Annotated in this window: 17 protein-coding genes and 1 other annotated feature; of the genes, 14 read left to right on the top strand and 3 right to left on the bottom strand. The window is 42.5% G+C overall.

Translation table 11 applies throughout. The features are described 5' to 3' along the window. Positions 1-64 precede the first annotated feature (64 nt). Positions 65-3,082, bottom strand: coding sequence for a transglycosylase domain-containing protein (locus tag ACR65F_RS15385; protein ID WP_440504934.1), 3,018 nt, complete (start codon positions 3,080-3,082; stop codon positions 65-67). Between the two features lie 103 nt (positions 3,083-3,185). Next, positions 3,186-3,384 (top strand) — a binding site (T-box leader). Between the two features lie 64 nt (positions 3,385-3,448). On the opposite strand from ACR65F_RS15385, the gene tyrS reads away from it, so the two are divergent. Together tyrS and ACR65F_RS15375 are read left to right on the top strand one after the other, a co-directional pair. Beyond that, on the top strand, positions 3,449-4,714 hold the full coding sequence (gene tyrS, locus ACR65F_RS15380; protein ID WP_440504933.1) for a tyrosine--tRNA ligase: 1,266 nt from the start codon (positions 3,449-3,451) through the stop codon (positions 4,712-4,714). Positions 4,715-5,198: 484 nt separating this feature from the next. After that, on the top strand, positions 5,199-5,648 hold the full coding sequence (locus tag ACR65F_RS15375) for a hypothetical protein (RefSeq protein ID WP_440504932.1): 450 nt from the start codon (positions 5,199-5,201) through the stop codon (positions 5,646-5,648). Here the strand turns inward: ACR65F_RS15375 and rpsD are convergent. After that, complete coding sequence (gene rpsD / locus ACR65F_RS15370) at positions 5,645-6,247, bottom strand: 30S ribosomal protein S4 (RefSeq protein ID WP_039043939.1); 603 nt, start codon at positions 6,245-6,247, stop codon at positions 5,645-5,647. The two genes, ACR65F_RS15375 and rpsD, sit on opposite strands and share 4 nt — an antisense overlap. 362 nt (positions 6,248-6,609) lie before the next feature. On the opposite strand from rpsD, the gene ACR65F_RS15365 reads away from it, so the two are divergent. Next, a complete protein-coding gene (locus ACR65F_RS15365; RefSeq protein WP_185737022.1) occupies positions 6,610-8,466 on the top strand; it encodes a sensor domain-containing diguanylate cyclase in 1,857 nt (618 codons plus the stop codon). A 93-nt stretch (positions 8,467-8,559) separates the two neighbouring features. Beyond that, positions 8,560-9,771 carry a methionine gamma-lyase gene (gene megL / locus ACR65F_RS15360; protein WP_039043941.1) on the top strand — a complete coding sequence of 404 codons (1,212 nt, stop codon included), beginning with the start codon at positions 8,560-8,562 and terminating at the stop codon, positions 9,769-9,771. A 69-nt stretch (positions 9,772-9,840) separates the two neighbouring features. Here megL and ACR65F_RS15355 read toward each other — a convergent pair whose 3' ends face one another. Next, positions 9,841-10,320 (bottom strand): GAF domain-containing protein, encoded by a 480-nt coding sequence (locus tag ACR65F_RS15355; protein ID WP_039043942.1) that lies wholly within the window; start codon positions 10,318-10,320, stop codon positions 9,841-9,843. 200 nt (positions 10,321-10,520) lie between these two features. Here ACR65F_RS15355 and ezrA point away from each other — a divergent pair, with 200 nt between their 5' ends. From ezrA to ACR65F_RS15305, 10 genes are all read left to right on the top strand, one after another. Continuing rightward, positions 10,521-12,218, top strand: a complete 1,698-nt coding sequence (gene ezrA, locus ACR65F_RS15350; protein ID WP_440504931.1) for a septation ring formation regulator EzrA — start codon at positions 10,521-10,523, stop codon at positions 12,216-12,218. Between the two features lie 73 nt (positions 12,219-12,291). Continuing rightward, complete coding sequence (locus ACR65F_RS15345) at positions 12,292-13,440, top strand: cysteine desulfurase family protein (protein ID WP_440504930.1); 1,149 nt, start codon at positions 12,292-12,294, stop codon at positions 13,438-13,440. After that, positions 13,427-14,629: a tRNA uracil 4-sulfurtransferase ThiI gene (gene thiI, locus ACR65F_RS15340; protein ID WP_039043945.1), complete on the top strand. Its 1,203-nt coding sequence runs from the start codon at positions 13,427-13,429 to the stop codon at positions 14,627-14,629. The genes ACR65F_RS15345 and thiI overlap by 14 nt, the downstream gene beginning before the upstream one ends. A gap of 254 nt (positions 14,630-14,883) precedes the next feature. Continuing rightward, positions 14,884-15,093, top strand: a complete 210-nt coding sequence (locus ACR65F_RS15335) for an alpha/beta-type small acid-soluble spore protein (RefSeq protein WP_039043946.1) — start codon at positions 14,884-14,886, stop codon at positions 15,091-15,093. 141 nt (positions 15,094-15,234) lie between these two features. Further along, the gene (gene mbcS, locus ACR65F_RS15330) at positions 15,235-16,806 is read left to right on the top strand and encodes an acyl-CoA synthetase MbcS (protein ID WP_440504929.1); all 1,572 of its coding nucleotides are present in this window, start codon (positions 15,235-15,237) and stop codon (positions 16,804-16,806) included. Between the two features lie 117 nt (positions 16,807-16,923). Beyond that, the gene (rarD, locus tag ACR65F_RS15325) at positions 16,924-17,871 is read left to right on the top strand and encodes an EamA family transporter RarD (protein WP_440504928.1); all 948 of its coding nucleotides are present in this window, start codon (positions 16,924-16,926) and stop codon (positions 17,869-17,871) included. Positions 17,872-17,934: 63 nt separating this feature from the next. After that, positions 17,935-18,945 carry a signal peptide peptidase SppA gene (gene sppA / locus ACR65F_RS15320; RefSeq protein WP_440504927.1) on the top strand — a complete coding sequence of 337 codons (1,011 nt, stop codon included), beginning with the start codon at positions 17,935-17,937 and terminating at the stop codon, positions 18,943-18,945. 17 nt (positions 18,946-18,962) lie between these two features. After that, on the top strand, positions 18,963-19,559 hold the full coding sequence (locus ACR65F_RS15315) for an RDD family protein (RefSeq protein WP_231567279.1): 597 nt from the start codon (positions 18,963-18,965) through the stop codon (positions 19,557-19,559). 32 nt (positions 19,560-19,591) lie between these two features. Continuing rightward, a complete protein-coding gene (gene tpx / locus ACR65F_RS15310) occupies positions 19,592-20,098 on the top strand; it encodes a thiol peroxidase (RefSeq protein ID WP_440504926.1) in 507 nt (168 codons plus the stop codon). A gap of 110 nt (positions 20,099-20,208) precedes the next feature. After that, complete coding sequence (locus ACR65F_RS15305; protein ID WP_440504925.1) at positions 20,209-21,129, top strand: class I SAM-dependent methyltransferase; 921 nt, start codon at positions 20,209-20,211, stop codon at positions 21,127-21,129. Positions 21,130-21,229: the final 100 nt, after the last annotated feature.

Raw genomic sequence — 21,229 nt, 5'->3', positions numbered from 1 at the left:
GCATTGGGGACTGTCCAGCCTTTTCTTTAAGTTTTTTTAAAATGAAGGAGAGGGACGGCAATGATTATTCGCCGCCTGTATCGCCATCTCCGTCACCATCCCCACCGTTAGCAGGAGGTTTCGGTTTCCCGTCATCCCCGCCATTACCAGGAGGTTTCGGTTTCCCGTCATCCCCACCATTACCAGGAGGTTTCGGTTTTCCATCGCCACCACCATTACCGGGAGGCTTAGGTTTGGTGCCTGTATCAGTGTTTGAATCAGGTGGTGTCGTTCCCGTATCGCCACCACTATCGCCTGATCCATTAGTTGAGTCGTCAGGAGTTTCCGATTCAGGTGCTTCTGCCACGGTCTTAACTGCATTGGAAGGGGCGGAAGTTAATCCTGTAATATCCACAGCTCGAACCGTATAGTTTCCACTTCCTATAGGGAAAGAGAGTGACTGACCATCTATGATTGTCCCTACACGCGTTCCGCCATTGTAGACATAATAGCCAATGACATCGTTTGATGGAGACGCACTCCATGTCAATACAGAGCCATTTTGCGAAGCCGTCACACCTGCAGGCGCTACGCCATCCGCAGGGAAGATTGCGCCGGATACGACGCGAGACGCAAAGGATGATCGTGCTGGGAACAACTTGGATGCATCTCCACCTAAAGGTCCAAGCATCCGTTTGATGAATTCCTCATTGACACCTACGCCACCAGCAGTAATGAATTCAGAAGGGGTCGAAGGCAATGCTGCATATCTCTTTCCTTTAACAGATACAGAAGATGATGAAATGATGCTGTCATCCGCTTTGTTAGGAAGCATGACATTCGCATTAAAGAGATCTGAACGGACTAATCCTGCAGCTGAGCATGCAGCTGACGGAGCAAGACCCGAAATACCACAGAATGAGCGATTCACAACACCATTAGGTCGTTGGAAACGAACATTTTGACCAACCGTTTCAGGTCGTGCTTGGTTGATGGCATTCATGAGTTTTGCATATAAAGCGTTCGTACGTGAACTTGCGGTTCCATATTGGGCGTTTCCTCGACCTTCAAGAGATTTGGTTTGGTATTTATAACCCAGCCATACGCCAAGGGAAACGTTAGGATTGTAACCAAGTAGCCAAGCATCACTGAATGAGTTTGTCGTACCACTTTTTGCTGCGATGTCTACGTTGAAATTCAGTTTGCTTTTCATCACTTTTGCAGTACCGCTAGAAGCGACATCCCGAAGCATATCAGTCACAATGTATGCGGTTTGCGGGCTGAAGACCTGTACAGGCTCAACTTTATGTTGGTAGACGACGTTGCCGTTTCTATCTTCTATTTTTTCGATAATATAAGGGTCTACATGTTGCCCACCATTTGCAAGTGTGGAATAGGCACTTGTGTTTTCTTGGACCGTGCCACCATACCTCAAACCACCTAATGAAGCAGAAAGGTTTTCGTAATCAGATTCCACTAGGCTTGTGTAACCCATTTTCTTTAGAAATTCTGCTGGTCGTCTATCAAGAATCTGATTATAAAGACGAAGTGCCGCTAAGTTTTGTGAAGTAGTAAGAGCTTGGCGAGCAGAAATAATTCCTAACTCTTGAGTCGGTATGAAGTTGGCTGGAGTATAACTTCCTCTTCTGAATTTCACATCGACTACCGGGCTACCAGCACCGATGACACCATACTCAATGGCTGGTGCATAAACGAGCAATGGCTTGATAGTAGAACCAGGCTGTCGAGTAGTTTGTGTTGCGTGATTTGTTGCTTCCAATTCATGATCGCGTCCACCGACAAATGCTAAAATCTTACCAGTCTTATTGTCCAATAATGTCGCACCGACTTGAACTGGCAACTTCTCTGTTACCTTCTCTCCGGTTTGTTTATTGGTGGAGTTTAATGCGGTAGTGAATCCATATTGTGAAAAGTTCTCCGAAACATCGTTCATCGCATTATACAAGGCTAAGTCAACAGTCGAATGAATTCGGAAACCATCATTTCTCATGGAACGTTCTGCTAAAATACTATATTTCTCATTAAGTTTTTTATCTTCTTTTAATCGATCAGCGTCAATTCCATCTTCTTCTGCAATCATATCAGCTAGAATGGCGATTGTACTACGCTGTATTTCATCTGTTAAGAATTCATCTCTACTTTTAGGTGCAGGAGCAGCAGTTCTGAAATCCTTTGTAATATCGTAAGCAATCGCTTCATTGTATTCCTTCTCGGTGATATATTCCGTTTCTTTCATGCGGAATAAAACAGTTTTCATACGATTGATGCCGGGCTTCAATCCTTTTTCATCTTTCAACCCATTGGTTCCGTTATAAAACGGAGTATAGGCGAAAGGAGCTTGGGGAATCCCAGCGATATATGCAGATTGAGCGAGATTCAACTCTTTTGCGGTCTTATTGAAAATTCCTTCCGCAGCAGCTTCGATTCCAGCAATGTTTCCACCGTTAGAATTACGTCCGTATGGAATGATATTAAGATAGGATTCCAAAATTTCATCCTTGGTCATGAAATGCTCTAACCGCATTGCAAGCAAGAGTTCTTTCGCTTTACGCTCATAAGAGACTTCGTTCGTTAAAATTTGGTTTTTAATCAGTTGTTGTGTAAGCGTAGATCCACCAGTTTGATTGTCAGAATTAGTGACATCTTGGAAAAGTCCACGGAAAACCGCTTTAGGGACAATCCCGTTATGTGTGTTAAAGTATTCATCTTCCGTCGCGTAAACGGCGTTGATGACGTAAGGGGAGACATCCTCGAGTTTGACTTCTTTCCGGTCTATGTCAGCTCGTACTTTTCTTAAGTACTTTCCGTTCGTATAGATTTCGGATGTTTCTTCATAACTTAAGATTTCACTGCGCATTTCCTGTTTTGAACGAAGTGGTTCTTTTTCAACAAGCGAGGCGAAATAACCTGCCCCTACGGAAGCGCCGAAAACCGTTAACGTCAAACCGATAACTAAGAAAAGCAAAAAGAGATTCCAGATGACGCCTGAGGTAATCCGGGTATTTTTTGCCCATTTGGTTTTCTTCATCGCTTCGAATTTATCTTCAAGTTCATCAACACGTTTTTTGTCCTGTTTTGTCAATTCGTTCCCTCCTAAAAATCATATTAATTATAGCATATTCTAACAGTAGTGGACTGAATTTGTTTGACAAATTTCCATTTTCGACTACAATATGATGTAGTTACTCTTCACAGTGAAAAAGCCGCAGTAGTGGCAGGCGATCCGTATAGAGAGGCAGCGGTAGGTGGAAGCTGCTCGGTACCTTGTTCACGAATTACAGCTTTGGAGTGTTGCGCGGATAGCGGCGTTATTGCTAATAAAGCGGAGATAATTATCTCAAGCTGGGTGGTACCGCGCTTACATGTACAATTGGCGTCCCTGCATGATCTTTTTAGATCGTGTAGGGATTTTTTGTGTTTGTGAAGCAAAAATGGAGGAGGAAGTTATATGACTGAGAATTTATTAGATGATTTAAAATGGAGAGGGTTGCTTTACCAACAAACGGATGAGGAAGGAATGGCGAAGCTGCTCGACGAACAAAAAGTATCGCTCTATTGCGGTGTCGATCCGACGGCAGACAGCATGCATATCGGACACATTGTTCCGCTTCTAACTCTTCGACGATTCCAACTACACGGTCATCGCCCTATTTTACTTATCGGTGGAGCGACTGGGATGATCGGGGATCCATCATTCCGTGCGGATGAACGACAACTTCAAACGGAAGCGCAAGTTGATGAAAATGTAAAAGGATTGAAAGTCCAACTTGAGCGTTTGTTCGATTTTGCAGATAAAAATGGAGCACGTCTCGTAAACAATAAAGACTGGATGGGTCCGATGAGTGCGATTGGATTCTTGCGTGACTACGGTAAATTGTTGAATATTAACTACATGTTAGGGAAAGAAAACGTAGCATCCCGTTTAGAAACAGGACTTTCGTTTACAGAATTCACTTACATGCTTATTCAAGGAATCGACTTTAACCACTTGTATAATCACTACGGATGCCGCGTGCAAATCGGAGGATCTGACCAGTGGGGGAACATTACAACGGGACTCGAAATCATTCGCAAGACTCACGAGGAAGAAGCTAAGGCATTCGGAATCACGATTCCACTTGTTACGAAATCCGATGGCACAAAGTTTGGTAAAACAGCTGGTGGCGCTGTCTGGTTGGATGCTGCCAAGACATCTCCTTATGAGTTCTATCAATTTTGGATCAATGCAGCGGATGCAGATGTTGTACACTACCTGAAGATATTTACATTCTTGGATCGTTCTGAAATTGAAGAACTGGAGCGTTCGGTTGCGGATGAACCTCACTTGCGCAAAGCGCAGAAGACGCTGGCAGAAGAAATGACTCGCCTAATTCACGGTCAAGAGTCACTCGATCAAGCGATCCGTATTTCTGCAGCACTTTTCAGTGGAGACTTGAAGAAATTGACGACTTCTGAAATGAAGGATGCTTTCAAAGATGTCCCTACATTCGAGATGGCGAAAGAAGATCACAATATCGTTGAGTTGCTAGTGGAAGCTGGGATATCCCCTTCTAAACGTCAAGCTCGTGAGGATGTGACAAACGGTGCAATCTCATTGAACGGCGACAAAGTAACGGATACAGCGCATGATGTTAACGCGGCTGACCGTTTAGAAGATGCATTTACGATTGTCCGTCGTGGTAAGAAGAAGTATACAATGGTTATGTTTAAATAAGATGAACAATCAATCAGAGAGAAAGGTTAAAACCTTTCTCTCTGATTTTTTTATGGAATTTGTGCGTGGAGCCGTTAGGAGGCGCGTGAAAGGGGATTTGTGCGCGGAGAAGCGATGTTCACGCTCGGAAGAACGGGAGAAGCGCACGAAAGGGAAATTCCGCGCGGAGCAGAACGAAATACGCGCGGAAGGCAGAGGATTGTGCGCGGAGGAGTTATGTTTACGCGCGGAAGGACTGGAGATACGCGCGAGAGGGAAATTGCGCGCGGAGCAGACCGGAATGCGCGCGAAAGGTAGAGGGTTGTGCGCGAAAGAGCGGTGTTTACGCGCGGAAGGACTGGAGAAGCGCGCGAGAGGGAAATTCCGCGCGGAGCAGGACCAAATGCGGGCGGAATGTGGAGGGGTGTGCGCGGAGGAGCGATGTTTACGCGCGGAAGAACTGGAGAATCGCACGAGAGGGAAATAGCTCGCGAGCCAGACCGGAATGCGCGCGGAAGGCGGAGGATTGTGCGCGGAGGAGTGGTGTTTACGCGCGGAAGAACGTGAGAAACGCGCGAACGAGAAATTGCGCGCGAGCCAGACCGGAATGCTCGCGAAAGGCAGAGGATTGTGCGTCGAAGAACTGGAGAAGCGCGATAAAGGGAAATTCCGCGCGGAGCAGAAAGAAATGCGAGCGAACGTAAGAGGATTGTGCGCGGAGGAGCGGTGTTTACGCGCGAAAGAACTGGAAAAACGCGCGAACGAGAAATTCCGCGCGGCCCAGACCGGAATGCGCTCGAAAGGTAGAGGAATGTGCGCGGAAGAACGCTATTTACGCGCGAAAGAAAGAAACACACACGCCATAAGAAAATGCCCCATCAAATATCTATGCCTTCTCCCCACAAAACAAAAAACCCTTCCGGAAAATCCGGAAGGGAAGTGTACTCATTATTAACGTGAGTAGAATTCAACGATAAGAGCTTCGTTGATTTCAGCAGAAAGTTCGCTGCGCTCTGGAAGACGTACGAAACTACCGACTTTAGTGTCAGCGTTGAACGTTACGAACTCAGGTACGTAGCTGTTGATTTCGATTGATTCGTTAACGATGTCAAGGTTTTGTGATTTTTCACGAAGAGAAATCTCTTGACCTGGCTTCACGCTGTAAGATGGGATATCTACGCGCTTACCATCAACAAGGATGTGACCGTGGTTAACGAGTTGGCGTGCAGCACGACGTGTGCGAGCAAGACCAAGACGGTAAACGATGTTGTCCAGGCGAGTTTCAAGAAGGATCATGAAGTTAGCGCCGTGAAGACCTTGCATTTTACCTGCTTTGTTGAACAATGTGCGGAACTGACGCTCATTCACACCGTACATGAAGCGAAGTTTTTGTTTCTCTTGTTGTTGAAGACCGTATTCAGAAAGTTTTTTACGCTGGTTCGGGCCGTGTTGACCTGGAGCGTAAGGACGCTTTTCGATTTCTTTACCAGTGCCGCTTAGTGAGATACCAAGACGACGAGATTGTTTCCAAGATGGACCTGTATAACGAGCCATGAATGACTCCTCCTCTGTTGGTTTTATTTTGTTGTAAAATAAGACCAGATGCGTTCAAACCCTACGACATTCTGTTTTCATGTATCTTCACCTCTGCAGCCAAGGGTTACAGGATACACCTCAAATTGAGGAACAGACTGAGCAATAGAGAACACACAACTGCTGCAATTATTTTACACAACGACTATCATACCAATAATGGACAAACTCGTCAAGTGATTTCAAAAGAGACTTCTGTCCTTCTAGAATAAATCATTCGAAATGGATATATTGTACTAGTCATAAAGTTGCATTTTGAATCTTGATACTATAAAATGAAAGTAAGTTATCGATGCTTTTACTGAATGATAGAGGGTGTCTATATGAAAACAAATGAGCAAATGTATGAATCGATTAAGAGTAACTTACTGGATTTAATGGTAGGCGTGATGAAGAACGTAAAAGAAAGTGAATTCATTCGCCTCTTTGAAGAGTTGTTCACAACCCATTTCAATGTCACGAAAATAGAGTTCTTTCTATATGAAGAGAACCAATTCTATCCTGCCGCATCCTTGGTGAAAGAAAATAGCCGGAGCAGTGTTGGCGTAGTAGAAACCTTAACGTCACCTATGCAATCCGGAACTTATTCAGAAACAGACGATCCGTTAGATTTTGCCGATGATACCCTAATGATTAGAAATGAGAAACGGGAACCCGTTGCAATGGTACTTGTGAAGTCGACAGATGAATGGCATGCGTTTGCATCATCTGAATTCTTCAAGAAGTTCCAACTTTTGCTTGGTAGGCTAATTGAAACTATTAAAGGATATCAATCACTCTACAAACATTCCCAAAATTATCAAAGCCTACTTGAAGCAACTAAGACGTTTAACTCTACTATGGAATTAGGAGTAATCCAGTCAGAACTTGTATCTACGGTTTCTGAAAAATTCGAATCAATTCAAGTGGAACTCATACTTTCCCAAGAACAGCTGGCCTCTTCTTGCCCCTATAGGTTATTCGATTATTCCAATGAACTTCCATCAACTGTTGAAGCTTTTCTTTCTGGGGAATTGACGCTTGGAAAAGACGCTGAACATGATGCTGAAATCCTAAGTGCTCCGGTAAAAGGTATGCAAGGTACGTACGGGATTCTACAGCTTTCTGCACCTTGTAATTATATATTTTCTCCTATGCAAAAAGAATTCGTCCGTAATATTTCAGAAAGTGCAGGGCATGCAATCGAAAATACGAGCTTGTACGACCAATCCCACCGGTTGATCCATGAATTACAATTGGTGAATGAAGTTTCTAAAAAGCTCACGGAACGACTCACGTTCGAGGAAATGATTACGTATATTTACAGTCGACTTAAAGAAACCTTTGAACCTGAAGAGGTAGCAATTGTCTATTTTAGGGATCAGGAACCTCCTGTTTTATCGAAAGAAACGACTTCGTACTTTCTAACGCAGGCTGGAGGCCGCTATTTGGATTATGCCGAGAACCGTGTGAGAAAAGAAAATGGAGCGGTTTTTATTGCGGATTTGAAGAACGATGACATTGAAGGATTCACTCCTTATCGTTCACTAATGATTGCTCCAATAGTCATTTCTGAAAAAATTGCAGGGTATACATTGCTTATTCACACAGAGAAGTATCATTTTACTTTTGAAGACTTCAAACTAGTGAAGGCGATTATTAGCCATTCATCTCTAGCGCTATCCAATTCTGCGCTCCGTGAAAAATTGCAAGACCTTGCGAACAAAGATCAGATGACTGGTTTATATGCGAGAGGGTACTTAGATCGACATATGTCCTCTGCGTTTAAAAAAGGCATCGGCGGTGCTTTTCTTCTACTAGACGTGGATGATTTTAAACAAGTGAACGATCAATTTGGTCATGCCATCGGGGATTCTGTACTAAAACAAACCGCGGACCTTCTGAAATCGAGCATTACGGATCATGATATCGCGGGACGGTGGGGTGGAGAAGAATTTGCGGTTTATTTGCCGGGAGCAACCCTTGTAGAAGGAAAGCAGCTTGCAAAACAACTGCTGCTTAAAATGCCACAACTTACGAAACCTTCCGTTACCGTTTCCATCGGAGTGAGCGTGTGGGCACCTTCGACAAACCAGGAAACCTACCAGCAATTATTTCAAAACACCGATGAAGCGCTTTACTCAGCAAAATCGGGCGGTAAAAATCGAATTATCGTTAGTGAATCGGTACTTGCAGAATAATGGGCAAGGACCGATTTCCTTTGAGTTTTACAACGGGTAAGCATACAATGAATGTAAGCGTTTACTTCATTAGTGGAAGGCGGATGATTCAGGGTGAATGAAAAAATTCATAAAGATACGGCAACGGTTCACACAGGCTATGACAGTAGTTCGCATCATGGGAGTTTAGCAGTCCCTTTATATCAAACATCAACGTATGCTTTTGACACAGCAGAACAAGGGGCAAGGCGATTTGCAGGGGAAGAAGAAGGTGGTATCTATTCAAGATTAGGCAATCCAACAGTACGAGTGTTGGAAGAACGAATGACCATGCTTGAAAACGGGGCTGGGTCCCTTGCATTCGGTTCCGGAATGGCTGCTGTTAGTGCCATCCTGACTCATCTGACGAAAACGGGAGATCACATCGTTTGTTCACGTGGGATTTACGGGTGTACTTTTGGTCTACTTGGAATTATGGAAAAGAAATACAACATTACCCATAGCCTGACTCCAATGGGCACAGAAGAAGAAATTGAAGCGGCTATTACACCTGACACTGTATGTATCTACATCGAATCACCGATTAACCCTACAATGGAACTCGCTGATCTTCGAGCGGTTGAAGCAGTTGCGAAACGACACAAGCTGAAAATCGTCGTTGATAATACATTCGCATCCCCATATTTGCAAAACCCGATTGATTTTGGAGCAGATTTTGTCTTGCATAGTGCCACAAAATATATAAATGGGCATGGAGATGTCATTGCTGGCTTGCTAACGGGTAAAGACAAAGAGGAAATTGATAGCATCCGCGGAAGTGTACAAAAAGATTACGGGGGCATCATATCCCCGTTCGATGCCTGGTTACTTATCCGTGGGCTGAAAACACTTTCTGTACGAATGCAAAGGCATAGCGAAAATGCAACCCGATTGATGGAGTATTTGAAAGCTCAAGACCTGGTGGAAACGGTCTATTATCCGTTTGATGAAAACAATCCACAAGTCGAAATCGCAAAGAACCAAATGTCTGCAGGAGGTGGCCTAGTTTCCTTTACGATAAAAGGAGGTCAACCTGTAGCGCAAGCATTCATGAATCATCTGAAACTGATCAAAATTGCGGTTAGCTTGGGCGACGCAGAAACTCTGATCCAGCATCCTACAACAATGACACATTCAGGAGTTCCAGCAGAGGATCGTGAAAAGATGGGAATCAGTGATGGACTCCTGCGATTGTCAGCAGGATTAGAGTACGCTGATGACCTCATCGCAGACTTAGAGCAAGCGTTTCTGCAAGTGTCTAAAGAGCAGCAAACCCTTTCTAATTAAGAATATTGAGGCAAACAAAAAGCAGCGAAGTGAATGCACTCAGCTGCTTTTTGTTTGGATGAGTCAAACTTAAATGTGTCGTAAAAGAACTTCTACAAACTGTTCAAGGCCTATCCGATCCTCTTCAGAAAAACGACCGATTTCCGGACTATCAATATCTAATACTCCGATGAGCTCATCATTCTTCACGAGTGGTAGCACGATTTCAGATTGGGAAGCGGAGTCACATGCGATGTGTCCTTCGAATGAATGTACGTCTTCTACAACTAGGGTCTCTCTATTTTTTGCGGAAGTTCCGCATACACCTCTTCCCATTGGAATTCGAATACAAGCAGGAAGCCCTTGGAACGGTCCAAGGACAAGTTCTCCCTCTTCCATTAGATAAAAACCAGTCCAATTGGTACGCTCCAAGAAATTACTTAGTAAGGCAGAGGCGTTACTTAAATTTGCAATGCGATTCTTTTCCCCATCTAACAAAAGTTGAAGCTGGTCAGCAAGTTGGCGATAACTTTCTGTTGAATCCTTCGAATACTCGATCCCCATGAACATAAAAGCTCCCTCATTTCCGTGTAATTAGTTCCTAAAAATAGTAGGATATCTAATAGAATCATACATTTTTCGAGGTGTTTCACACAAGTAAACAAATTTTCGACGAAGATTCGCCCTTTTTCAACACGAAAATTCTTTAAACGTGTTACTATATAAGGTATTATCAATTGTAGAGTCGTTGCGGAATAGGGGGATGGACAATGGTGAACTACTTCATCATTCCAATCATCATAGTGATTGTGCTGGCTGTTGCAATGTTTTTGTTGAGACGAAAGCATATCCAGGAAATCAGCAAGTTGGAGCATGAAAAGCTTCAAATCCAGCATGAACCGATATTTGAGGAAATGACAAAAGTCAAACAGCTGAATATGACAGGTCAAACAGAGGAGAAATTTGAACGTTGGCGCAACGAATGGACAGAAGTCGTCGATGTGCTCGTTCCTAAAATTGATTCCTTACTATTTGATACCGAAGAAATGGTCGATCGATTCCGCTTTAAAAAAGCAACTGGAATTGAAAAAGACATTGAACAACAACTAACTGTGTGTGAAGAACGTAAAAATTCAATTTTACAGGAATTGAATGAACTGATTGGCAGTGAAGAAAAAAACAGAGTAGAGATGGAATCCTTAAGAGAAGAATTCAGGGAAGCCCGGAAATCTGTGTTAGCCCATCAGCATTCTTATGGAAGAACTGTTCCGGCATTAGAAAAGGAACTTGAATATTTCCAACCTGCATTTGAAGAATACGATGATTTAACAGATAACGGAAATTACTTGCAAGCAAGGGAAAATGTAATTGCAGTTGCATCCAAAGCGAATGAGTTGTTCCCATTGATACGAGAAATCCCTTCAGTACTTAGCGAGTTGCAAAGTAAACTCCCAGCTTCGATTCGGGAACTCCGAAATGGTGTAGCTGAAATGATAGAAGACGGTTACTACTTAGAACACTTAAGTTTAAAATCATCGTTATCAGCAATTGAGCGTGAATCAGAAGAATTACTTGGTAAAGTGGAGATTCTTGATGTTGAACCCGTTCAAAAACGTTTAGCTGAAATTGATGAAAGCTTGGACTCCTTCTATGATGCACTCGAAGAAGAAGTGAAAGAACGACAGTATATGGAACAGAATTATGCAGAAGTTGCAAATAAGCTTGTGTCAGTTAAGTCGTTTTCTAAGGAAATTGCAGATGAAGCATTATTCGTTCAACAAAGTTACCGATTAGATGAGAAAGAAGCGGCGATTCCTAAAGGCTTCCTCATTGAGCTCTCAGAAGCTACTAAGCGGTTTGAACTGCTAACTAGTCAAGGTGAGAATGGAGAGTCAGCTTACTCTGGACTTGCACTAGACTTACGTACAGTCGCTGAAACGTTAGAGCGCGTCGAAATGGAAACAATTGCTTTCCAGGAACGTATTAAGAGTCTACGTACCGATGAAATAACTGTTAGAACACGCCTGGAAGAGCTCGCGAGGACATTACAAGAAGCTGAACGAAAACTTCTGAAAGCCAATATTCCTGGAGTGCCAGATGATATCGAGGTCCGGTTAGAAGAAGCGGATGAACAACTCTTTATTGTTAAAAATGGTTTAGAAGAAGTTCCACTCAATATGGCACTTGTTGAAGGATATATAGACAACGCAGAAAAAGAAGTTCATGAAGTCGTGTTGAAAATTGATGAAATGTTAGAAAATGCATTGTTGACTGAACAAATCATTCAATATGGAAACCGATATCGAGCATCTCATCCGGCCATGCATGCCCGATTGCTGGAGGCGGAAATGGCTTTCAGACAATTCCGTTATGCAAAAGCTCTGGAAGAAGCAGCTACGGCTGTTGAAGAAGTGGAACCTGGTGCAATGAAGCGAATTGAAGAGTTAATACAAGAACACGTACAGTAAGCGTACTATCAGCCACCCGCACATTGAGTGCAGGTGGCTTTGTGCCGCTTAAGTTGCATGAAAGGACGAGTTCATGATGATTTATCTGGATAATAGTGCAACAACGATCCCAGAAGAGGAAGTTCTTCAGACATTTACACAAGTGAACCGCACGTATTATGCGAACCCTGCTTCACTTCATCAAGCTGGGAACAAAGCTGAACAGCTTTTAGCATCTGCCAGGAAGCAAATTGCCACCCTTGCTGGAGACTCCGAAAGTACTGTGATTTTTACTTCTGGCGGTACCGAAGCCAATAATTTGGCTGTTGTCGGATATGCAAACAGCCTCAAGCACCGTGGAAACCATATTATTACAACCGAGATCGAGCATGATTCAGTTCGGAATGCATGTCTCCATTTGCAACAAGAAGGATTTGAAATTGACTTCCTTACTGTCAATGAATCAGGTGAAGTATCTCCGGAAGAACTGAAGCAGAAGATTAGGAAAGATACCATTTTAGTGAGTATCATGCACGTAAATAATGAAATTGGGACCATCCAACCAATTGAAGCATGTTCGAAAGTAATCCGTGAACATTCCCGAGCAATATTCCATTCGGATTGTGTACAGAGCCTCGGGAAACTTCCATTGCCATATCCTGAATGGGTGGATGCCGTAACACTATCTGCGCATAAGATCCATGGGTTGAAAGGGACTGGCTGCTTAATAACAAAGAAATTTAAAGAGCCTGAAGCAATCACTTTTGGAGGTGGTCAGGAGCTAGGTTTTAGAAGTGGGACCGCCAATGTAGCTGGAGCTGTGGCATTTGCTAAAGCGGTTAGAATAGTGATCGAACAAAATAACCTACCTAACTATAAGCGATGGAGTGAACGGCTGCGGAACCTTTTAGATGCTGAAAAACTTGTTAGGATCTGTTCACCTGAAGAGGGTGCTCCACATATTTTTACAGTTGCATTCAAAGGGATCACTGGCGAAGTTGCTGTTAATTATTTTCAAGCACATGGCATCATGGTTTCCACTTCCAGTGCGTGTTCTTCAAAAACAAACAAAGTAAGTCACGTTATCCAAGCGATCCATGTACCGGACGATTACCGTAAAGGTGTAATTCGAATTAGCTTCGGTAAAATGAATACAGAAGAAGATATCGACACGCTCGTACAAGTGATTAAAGAATTTTTAAAGATGATCAAGAAAGGGATGAAACTGCATGATATGGAATGAACTTCTCATAAGGTACGGAGAAATGTCCTTAAAAGGGCGAAATCGAAAAGTATTTATACAAAAGCTGACCACGAATATTAAGCAAGTTCTCCATGATTTACAATCGGTTAAACTAAAAGCTGAACGCGATCGCATGTTTTTATATGCAACTACTGAGGACCTGGAACAAGCGATAGAGCGGTTAGCCGACGTTGCGGGCATTCAATCTTATAGCCCGATTGCAAAATGTGAGTCCACTGTTGAAGCGATTCAACAAACAGCACTAGCGATTTTTGAAACCGAAGATACTGATGAGAAAACATTCAAAGTCGAAGTACGAAGAACGGACAAATCATTTCCGTTAGTAACAGGCGAATTGCAAAGAGAAATAGGCGGCACAGTTTTAAAAGCCCATTCCAATCTAAGCGTGAACGTAAAAAAACCGGATATTTTACTTCATATCGATATAAGAGAAGGTGGTTCATTCCTATCTTCTAAAGTATTTAAAGGTGCAGGTGGCATGCCTGTAGGTTCCAACGGAAAATCATTACTTATGTTGTCTGGTGGAATTGACAGTCCTGTTGCCGGTTACTTAATGATGAAACGTGGCGTCACTATAGAAGCAATCCATTTCGCAAGCCCTCCATTCACAAGTGAGCAAGCGCAAGAAAAAGTAGTTGAGCTAGGACGTAAGATTAGTGCGTATGGCGGAAAGATAAAATTGCATGTCATTCCATTCACTGAAATTCAACAGGCGATTGTCAAACAAGTCCCTGAGAACGTATCCATCACGTCTACAAGAAGAATTATGCTACGTATTGCAGATCAGCTACGTAAGGAAATTGATGCACTTGCTATCGTAACTGGAGAAAGCTTAGGACAAGTGGCGAGTCAAACACTCGAAAGTTTTACAGCAATTAACGCAGTTACTTCGACCCCAATATTACGTCCGCTTATCGCAACGGACAAATTGGAAATCATCGAAATGGCTAAAAAAATCGGTACGTATGAAACATCTATTCAACCGTTTGAAGACTGCTGTACTGTTTTCACGCCATCAAGCCCTAAAACGAAACCGCGTTTAGAAAAAGTCGAGTACTACGAAAGCTTCATCGACTTCGAACCAATGATCAATGAAGCGATTCAAAATCGCAAAATCATCGACTGTTTCCTTGAAGAAAAGACGGATGAGTTCTGTGACCTGTTGTGAAAAAAATTGGTTGAATGTGTGCCCGAGCAGTTAACAAGCGCTTTTATAGTAGCGAATGGGCAGGCTCAATTCATAATTCATTAACTGTTTTTCGATTTATATAAGGTGCAACATACACTGTAAGTACTGATTTGAAGCGCTTAAGAGCGCCTTCAATTAGACCATTTCATAATATGAAAAAGTTACCATTTCCTTTCTGTGCATGAATTTACCCAAACGGTACATTCTATGTTCACAAGGGAGGTGACATCAACATGACAAACTCAAACAGCGGCAATTCAAACCAACTTCTTGTACCAGGTGTACAACAAGCGCTTGACCAAATGAAAAACGAAATCGCATCAGAATTTGGAGTTCAGCTTGGAGCAGACGCTTCATCGCGTGCCAACGGTTCCGTAGGCGGAGAAATTACAAAGCGATTGGTACGTCAAGCTCAACAACAAATGAACGGTTACCAAAAATAAGTAACTGATTGGACTGTCCCCAAAAGTGGGGACAGTTTTTTTAGTATGTGAAGAAACTTTTTTATCATTACTCTTTATTTATTTTTGAATTGAATAAATTTTAGATGTATACTGACTATACTGTTTAAAGGGGGAGTCTTCATGAAGAGAGAAGAATTGTTAGCACCAGAGAGCTATAACATCGTATCTGAAATTGAAAAGTACGCAGATGGAACAAATAAGAGAGCATTAATTTACGTTGACTCTGAAGGAAATCAAAAACACTATACATATGACGAGTTAATGGAAGACGCAAATCGTGCTGCTTCTGTTTATGAAGCGAATGGGTTGAAAAAGGGAGACATCCTATTAGTGATGGTTCCAAGGTTAATTGAAGCGTATGTTGCCTATATTGGAGCTTTAAAAGCAGGAATTGCGGTCATTCCTTCATCAGAAATGTTACGCGCATCAGACATTGAATATCGGCTAGAACATAGTGGAGCCAAAGCGATTGTTGCGTATGAAGCCTTTACAAGTCAATTGAGTGAAGTGCGTGGCATCGAAGACGTCACTTTGTTTGTAGTAGGAAAAGCAAAAGAAGATGGCATTTCTTTAACGGAAGAAATGAAAAATGTATCAGCTCAATATGAGGCAGCACCAACAAAAGCCAGTGATATGGCTTTCTTATCTTATACATCTGGAACAACAGGTAAGCCAAAAGGCGTTGTGCATACACACGGATGGGGATACGCTCACCTTAGAACGACTGGTGAAAACTGGCTTGGTATTAAAGAGGGAGATATGGTGTGGGCTACAGCGGCGCCAGGTTGGCAAAAGTGGATTTGGACACCTTTTCTTGCTGTTTTAGGAAGTGGTGCCACAGGACTCGTTTACAATGGGAAGTTTGACGTGAAAACTTACATGGATATGATTACAACACATCAAGTGAGTGTATTGTGTTGTACCCCTACAGAATACCGATTCATGGCGAAAGCAGAAGAGTTGAGCAGTTATGATTTGTCCTCATTGCGCAGTGCTGTATCTGCAGGAGAGCCGTTGAACAAAGAAGTCATCGATATATTTGAAAACATATTTTCTCTTCAAGTGAGAGATGGTTATGGTCAAACCGAAAACACATTATTAGTTGGAACCATGGTAGGAATGGATGCAAGACCAGGATCTATGGGAAAACCGACGCCAGGAAATCGTGTGGAAATCGTTAATGATGATGGTGAACTTGCTCAAGTGGGAGAAGTTGGAGATATCGCTGTTCACGTTTCTACACCCGCGTTGTTCAAAGAGTACCTACTAGATCCAGAACGTACCTCCATGCAGTTCCGAGGTGATTATTACATTACAGGTGATCGGGCTAAGAAAGATGAAGACGGTTATTTCTGGTTTGAAGGCCGCGGAGATGACATTATTATTAGTTCTGGTTATACAATAGGACCATTTGAAGTCGAGGATGCCCTTACGAATCATCCTGCTGTTAAGGAATGTGCAGTCATCGGAAGTCCAGATGAGGTTCGGGGAACTGTCGTCAAAGCTTTCGTCGTCCTAAGGGATTCCTCTCAAAAAGACGATAATGCACTTGTGAAGGAACTTCAAGATCATGTAAAACAACTTACTGCACCATACAAGTATCCCAGAAAAATTGAATTTGTCGATGAATTGCCGAAGACTGCATCAGGGAAAATCATGCGTGTCCAGCTTCGAAAACAAGAGACAATGTAATAATCAGGACTGGGATTTTAATGATCTCAGTCCTTTTCTTTGCTAAAGACTTTACCTTGCTAACATGCCCCCGTATAATTGAGAGATATTTCGTGCAGCTAAATGCTGACAAAAGGGGTGAAACAATTGCAAACTCAACAACAAGGAGCACTTTGGGTGTTCACTGCATATGTATTGTGGGGATTCATGCCGATTTACTGGAAAAGTCTTCACCACGTGAGTAGCGGAGAAATTTTAGTGAACCGAATCATCTGGGCATTCCTCTTAACCGTTCTGGCAATCCTAATTATGGGGCAAGGTAAAAAGTTATTTATTGACTTTCAAGCACTTTGGAAGACGCAAAAGCAATTTTGGAGTCTATGTGCCGCTTCGTTTCTCGTTACAATCAATTGGTTTACGTATATTTGGTCGGTAAATCATGACTTTATCGTGCAAGCGAGCCTTGGTTATTACATAAATCCGTTAGTTTCAGTGTTGTTAGGAATTATATTCTTAAAAGAGGCGTTAAATCGTAACCAAAAGGCGGCTTTCGTACTGGCAGCAGTGGGAGTAACGATTCTGACTATTCATTATGGTGTTTTCCCGTGGATTTCATTTGTACTTGCGTTCACTTTCGCTTTGTATGGCCTTATTAAAAAACATATTAAATTAGATGCAACGAGAGGACTTGCTATTGAAACGGCGTTTACAGTTCCAATCGCACTTCTAGCGTATGGCTGGATTTTTTCAACTGGAGATGCTGTTATAATGGACACTGATCCGTTGACGGTTGTCCTGCTCATTTTAACAGGCATTGCAACAGCTTTACCGTTAGTATTTTTTGCGAAAGGAGTACCATCCATACCGCTCTACGTCACGGGTTTCCTTCAATATATCGCTCCAACGATGATGCTTATCATCGGAGTTGCTATTTACGGAGAATCGTTTGGTAAGTTTGAATGGCTCAGTTTTGCATTCATATGGATAGCGCTATTAGTGTTCACAGTACCTGAAATACTTCGTTATGTAAGAAACAAACGAGCGCTGATTCGTCTGCAAAAACAGGAATCTTCACACCAATCTTAAACTGGATGAAACATTCTGTATGGTGGAACGTACACGTAGTATGAACTAAAGGAGGAATTTGAAATGTCAACGAAACGATGGATTGCACTAATTTCGGCTGCAGCTTTAGTCGTTGTTTCAATCGGAGTTAACTCGCTATCGTACATATTCACTAGAGATTTTAACGCTCTTTTTGAAGATAGCTTTGCAATGACAGGAGCGACATACGAGGAAACGGTATTGGACCAAGGTGATTCGAATGAACGCATTGCGGTATTAGACGTAAGTGGAGTGATTCAAGACACTGGACCTGCATCTCCATTTGCAGCAGCAGGATACAATCACCAAAGTCTCTTGAATCAGTTAGCTGATATTCAGGAAGATCAAACAATAAAAGGAATTGTTTTGCACGTAGACTCTCCTGGTGGAGGAGTAGTGGAGTCATCTGATATTTATGATGAAATCGTCGCGATCCAGAAAAATCGAGATATTCCAATCTACGTATCGATGGGGTCAATGGCAGCTTCTGGAGGCTATTACATTTCAGCCCCTGCTGATAAAATCTTTGTTCACCCAGAGACTATTACAGGTTCAATCGGTGTGATTATGGAAAGTTTGAATTATGCGGAGCTTGCTGACAAAATCGGTATTGACTTCAACACGATCAAAACAGGGCCCTACAAAGATATGATGAGTCCTAACCGTGAAATGACAAAAGCAGAACGGGATATGCTACAAGAAATGATCAACGATTCCTATGAGCGGTTTGTGGGTATCGTAGCAGATGGCCGCGATATGTCAGTTGCAGATGTCAAAAAAGTAGCAGATGGAAGGATTATGAATGGCCGTCAAGCGATTGAGTCTGGTCTTGCAGATGACTATGGAAAATTACCGGATGTCGTAGATGCATTAATCACAGAACAAGGGTTTAAAAATCCTACTGTATTTGAATATACTCCTGCAGATAGCTTTTCGTCTTTATTCGGAACGAGTGTCTCTGGATTGTTTAAGAAAAATGCGGAAACAGAGTTGATCCAAAAACTTCTGACTGACTATCAAGCACCGCGCATGATGTATTTGTATGGTGAACGTTAAGGGGAGGTGTTGACACAATGTCTGAACAAATGGAACAGCCGGTAGAGGAAGTTAAAGAAACTCAAGTTCAAGAAGAACCGATAGAACAGCGATCCTTAGTGACGCAAAAACAAGAATTCATAAAGAAACCAGCGGGGTTTTGGATTCGTTTTTGGGCGTATCTGATTGATATCATTATTGTTGGTGCAATCAGCGGTTTGTTAGTAAAACCAATCTTTCGGGTTGTCGACTACCCGATAAAGGATCCGATTTTTTTGTTATACAGCCCATACAAACTCATTTTACTAGTATTATTTCTTGCGTACTTCTTGCTCATGACAAAGTATTTCAGTCAAACAGCAGGGAAAATGATTATGGGAATCCGAGTCGTCAAAAAATCTGGAGAGCCGCTTGGTTGGGGAACACTTCTGTTCCGTGAAGTCATCGGCCGTTATATTTCAAAAACGTTGCTGATTCCGTATTTACTTGTTATCTTCATGCCCCGTAAAGAAGCGTTGCATGACTTGTTTGCGGATACAGAAGTCGTTCACGAGCAAATTTATGAGAAATTGAATACAGCTAAAACCGTACACGTAGATGAGAGTCGCCAGTTGCAAGGCGATCAGTCTATCTAGTAAGATAGATGGATACTGAAAGGAGAATCTTAATGACTTCAATTACATTCAAGAATAATCCTGTTACATTGGTCGGAAAACAATTGAAAGCGGGCGACAAAGCTCCAAACTTCACAGTATTAGCGAATGATCTTCAACCTGTGTCGCTTGATGATTCAAAAGGGAAGATTCGTTTAATTAGCGTTGTTCCTTCAATTGATACGGGTGTGTGTTCTAAACAAACACATAGATTCAATGAAGAAGCTGGAAAGTTTGGAGACACTGTGGAAGTAATGACGATTTCCGTTGACCTTCCATTCGCTCAAGCACGCTATCGTTCTACGGAAGAAATCGGGAATATCCAAATTCTATCGGATCACCGAGAACTTTCATTTGGAGAGGCATATGGAGTGGCTATACAAGAACTTCGTCTGCTTGCTCGTTCGATTTTTGTTATTGATAAAGATGACACAATTACTTACTCAGAATACGTGAGTGAAGTAACCGATCACCCGGACTACCAAGAGGCTTTGGAAGCTGTTGAGAAATTGAAGGTGTGATTGTAAGGTAGCTGTAGCCCGCAGAAAACCCATCCGGCTGTCGGATGGGTTTTTCATGGCGGCTGTTGAGTAGGTTGATGGATCGAAAAGAAGGAAGTAGAGGGATTAGGATGAAAACAAATACAGAACAGATATTTACTTATTTAGATGAGGCAGCTAGTAAAGATGAGTCGCTTTACTTAGAGCAGCTCATCGTAGCTTGTCAAAATTGGACAGAAGGGACGGCTAGTCCTGAACTGCAAGGGGATGTCACCAAAGAGGAAATCCGACGTGGATTGCAACTTGCAATTTTAAAAGGTATGAGACAAAACGTGCAGGCTCACCATCAGATGACTCCAGATGCGATAGGGATGCTAATTGCGCGTATATCGAGTTTCCTACTACCGCAAAAAGAAATGGTGCAATTGCTAGATCCAGCAGCGGGTACCGGTAATTTACTGCTAACCGTAATGAACTCACTGGAAGTGCCAGCTTCTTCAGTCGCTGTGGAAATCGATGAGTTATTAGCGAGATTGATCGTAGCAGGTGCTGATCTTATGGAACAAACCATTCGCATTTATGTACAAGATGCACTGCGACCATTACTTGTCGATCCAGTTGACTTAGCGGTATGTGATTTACCCGTCGGTTATTATCCGGATGATGAAAACGCATTGAATTTTGAAATGATGCCTGCTGATGGACATGCTTACGCTCATCATTTATTCATTGAACAAACGATTCATCATCTAAAGCCAGAAGGATACGGCATATTCATTGTTCCATCTTCGTTATTCGAGTCTGCTCAAGCGGGTGAATTGCACACGTATTTGAAAAAGCACACGATTATTCGTGGGATTTTACAATTGCCACAAACACTTTTCAAAAATGCTGCTCAGTCAAAAAGTTTACTGATTTTGCAAAAACCATCAGAACGAGCGATGCCAACACCAGATGTATTACTCGCTACCGTTCCAGATATGACTGACAAGCAAGCGATGATTTCTTTCTTCAACAAGATGGAAGATTGGGCAAAAGAAAGTACGAAGTAAGTAAAAAGCGTCCTTCTCATGATTGATATGCTCCCCATAAGGTAGACAGATTAAAAAATAAAATCTGTTGACCTAAGGGGAGTATTTTTTATGGCCAGAA

This window comes from Sporosarcina sp. SAFN-010 (assembly GCF_059415065.1).
The sequence above is the reverse complement of the archived record's forward strand: the minus strand, read 5'-3'. Positions and strand labels throughout refer to the sequence as shown.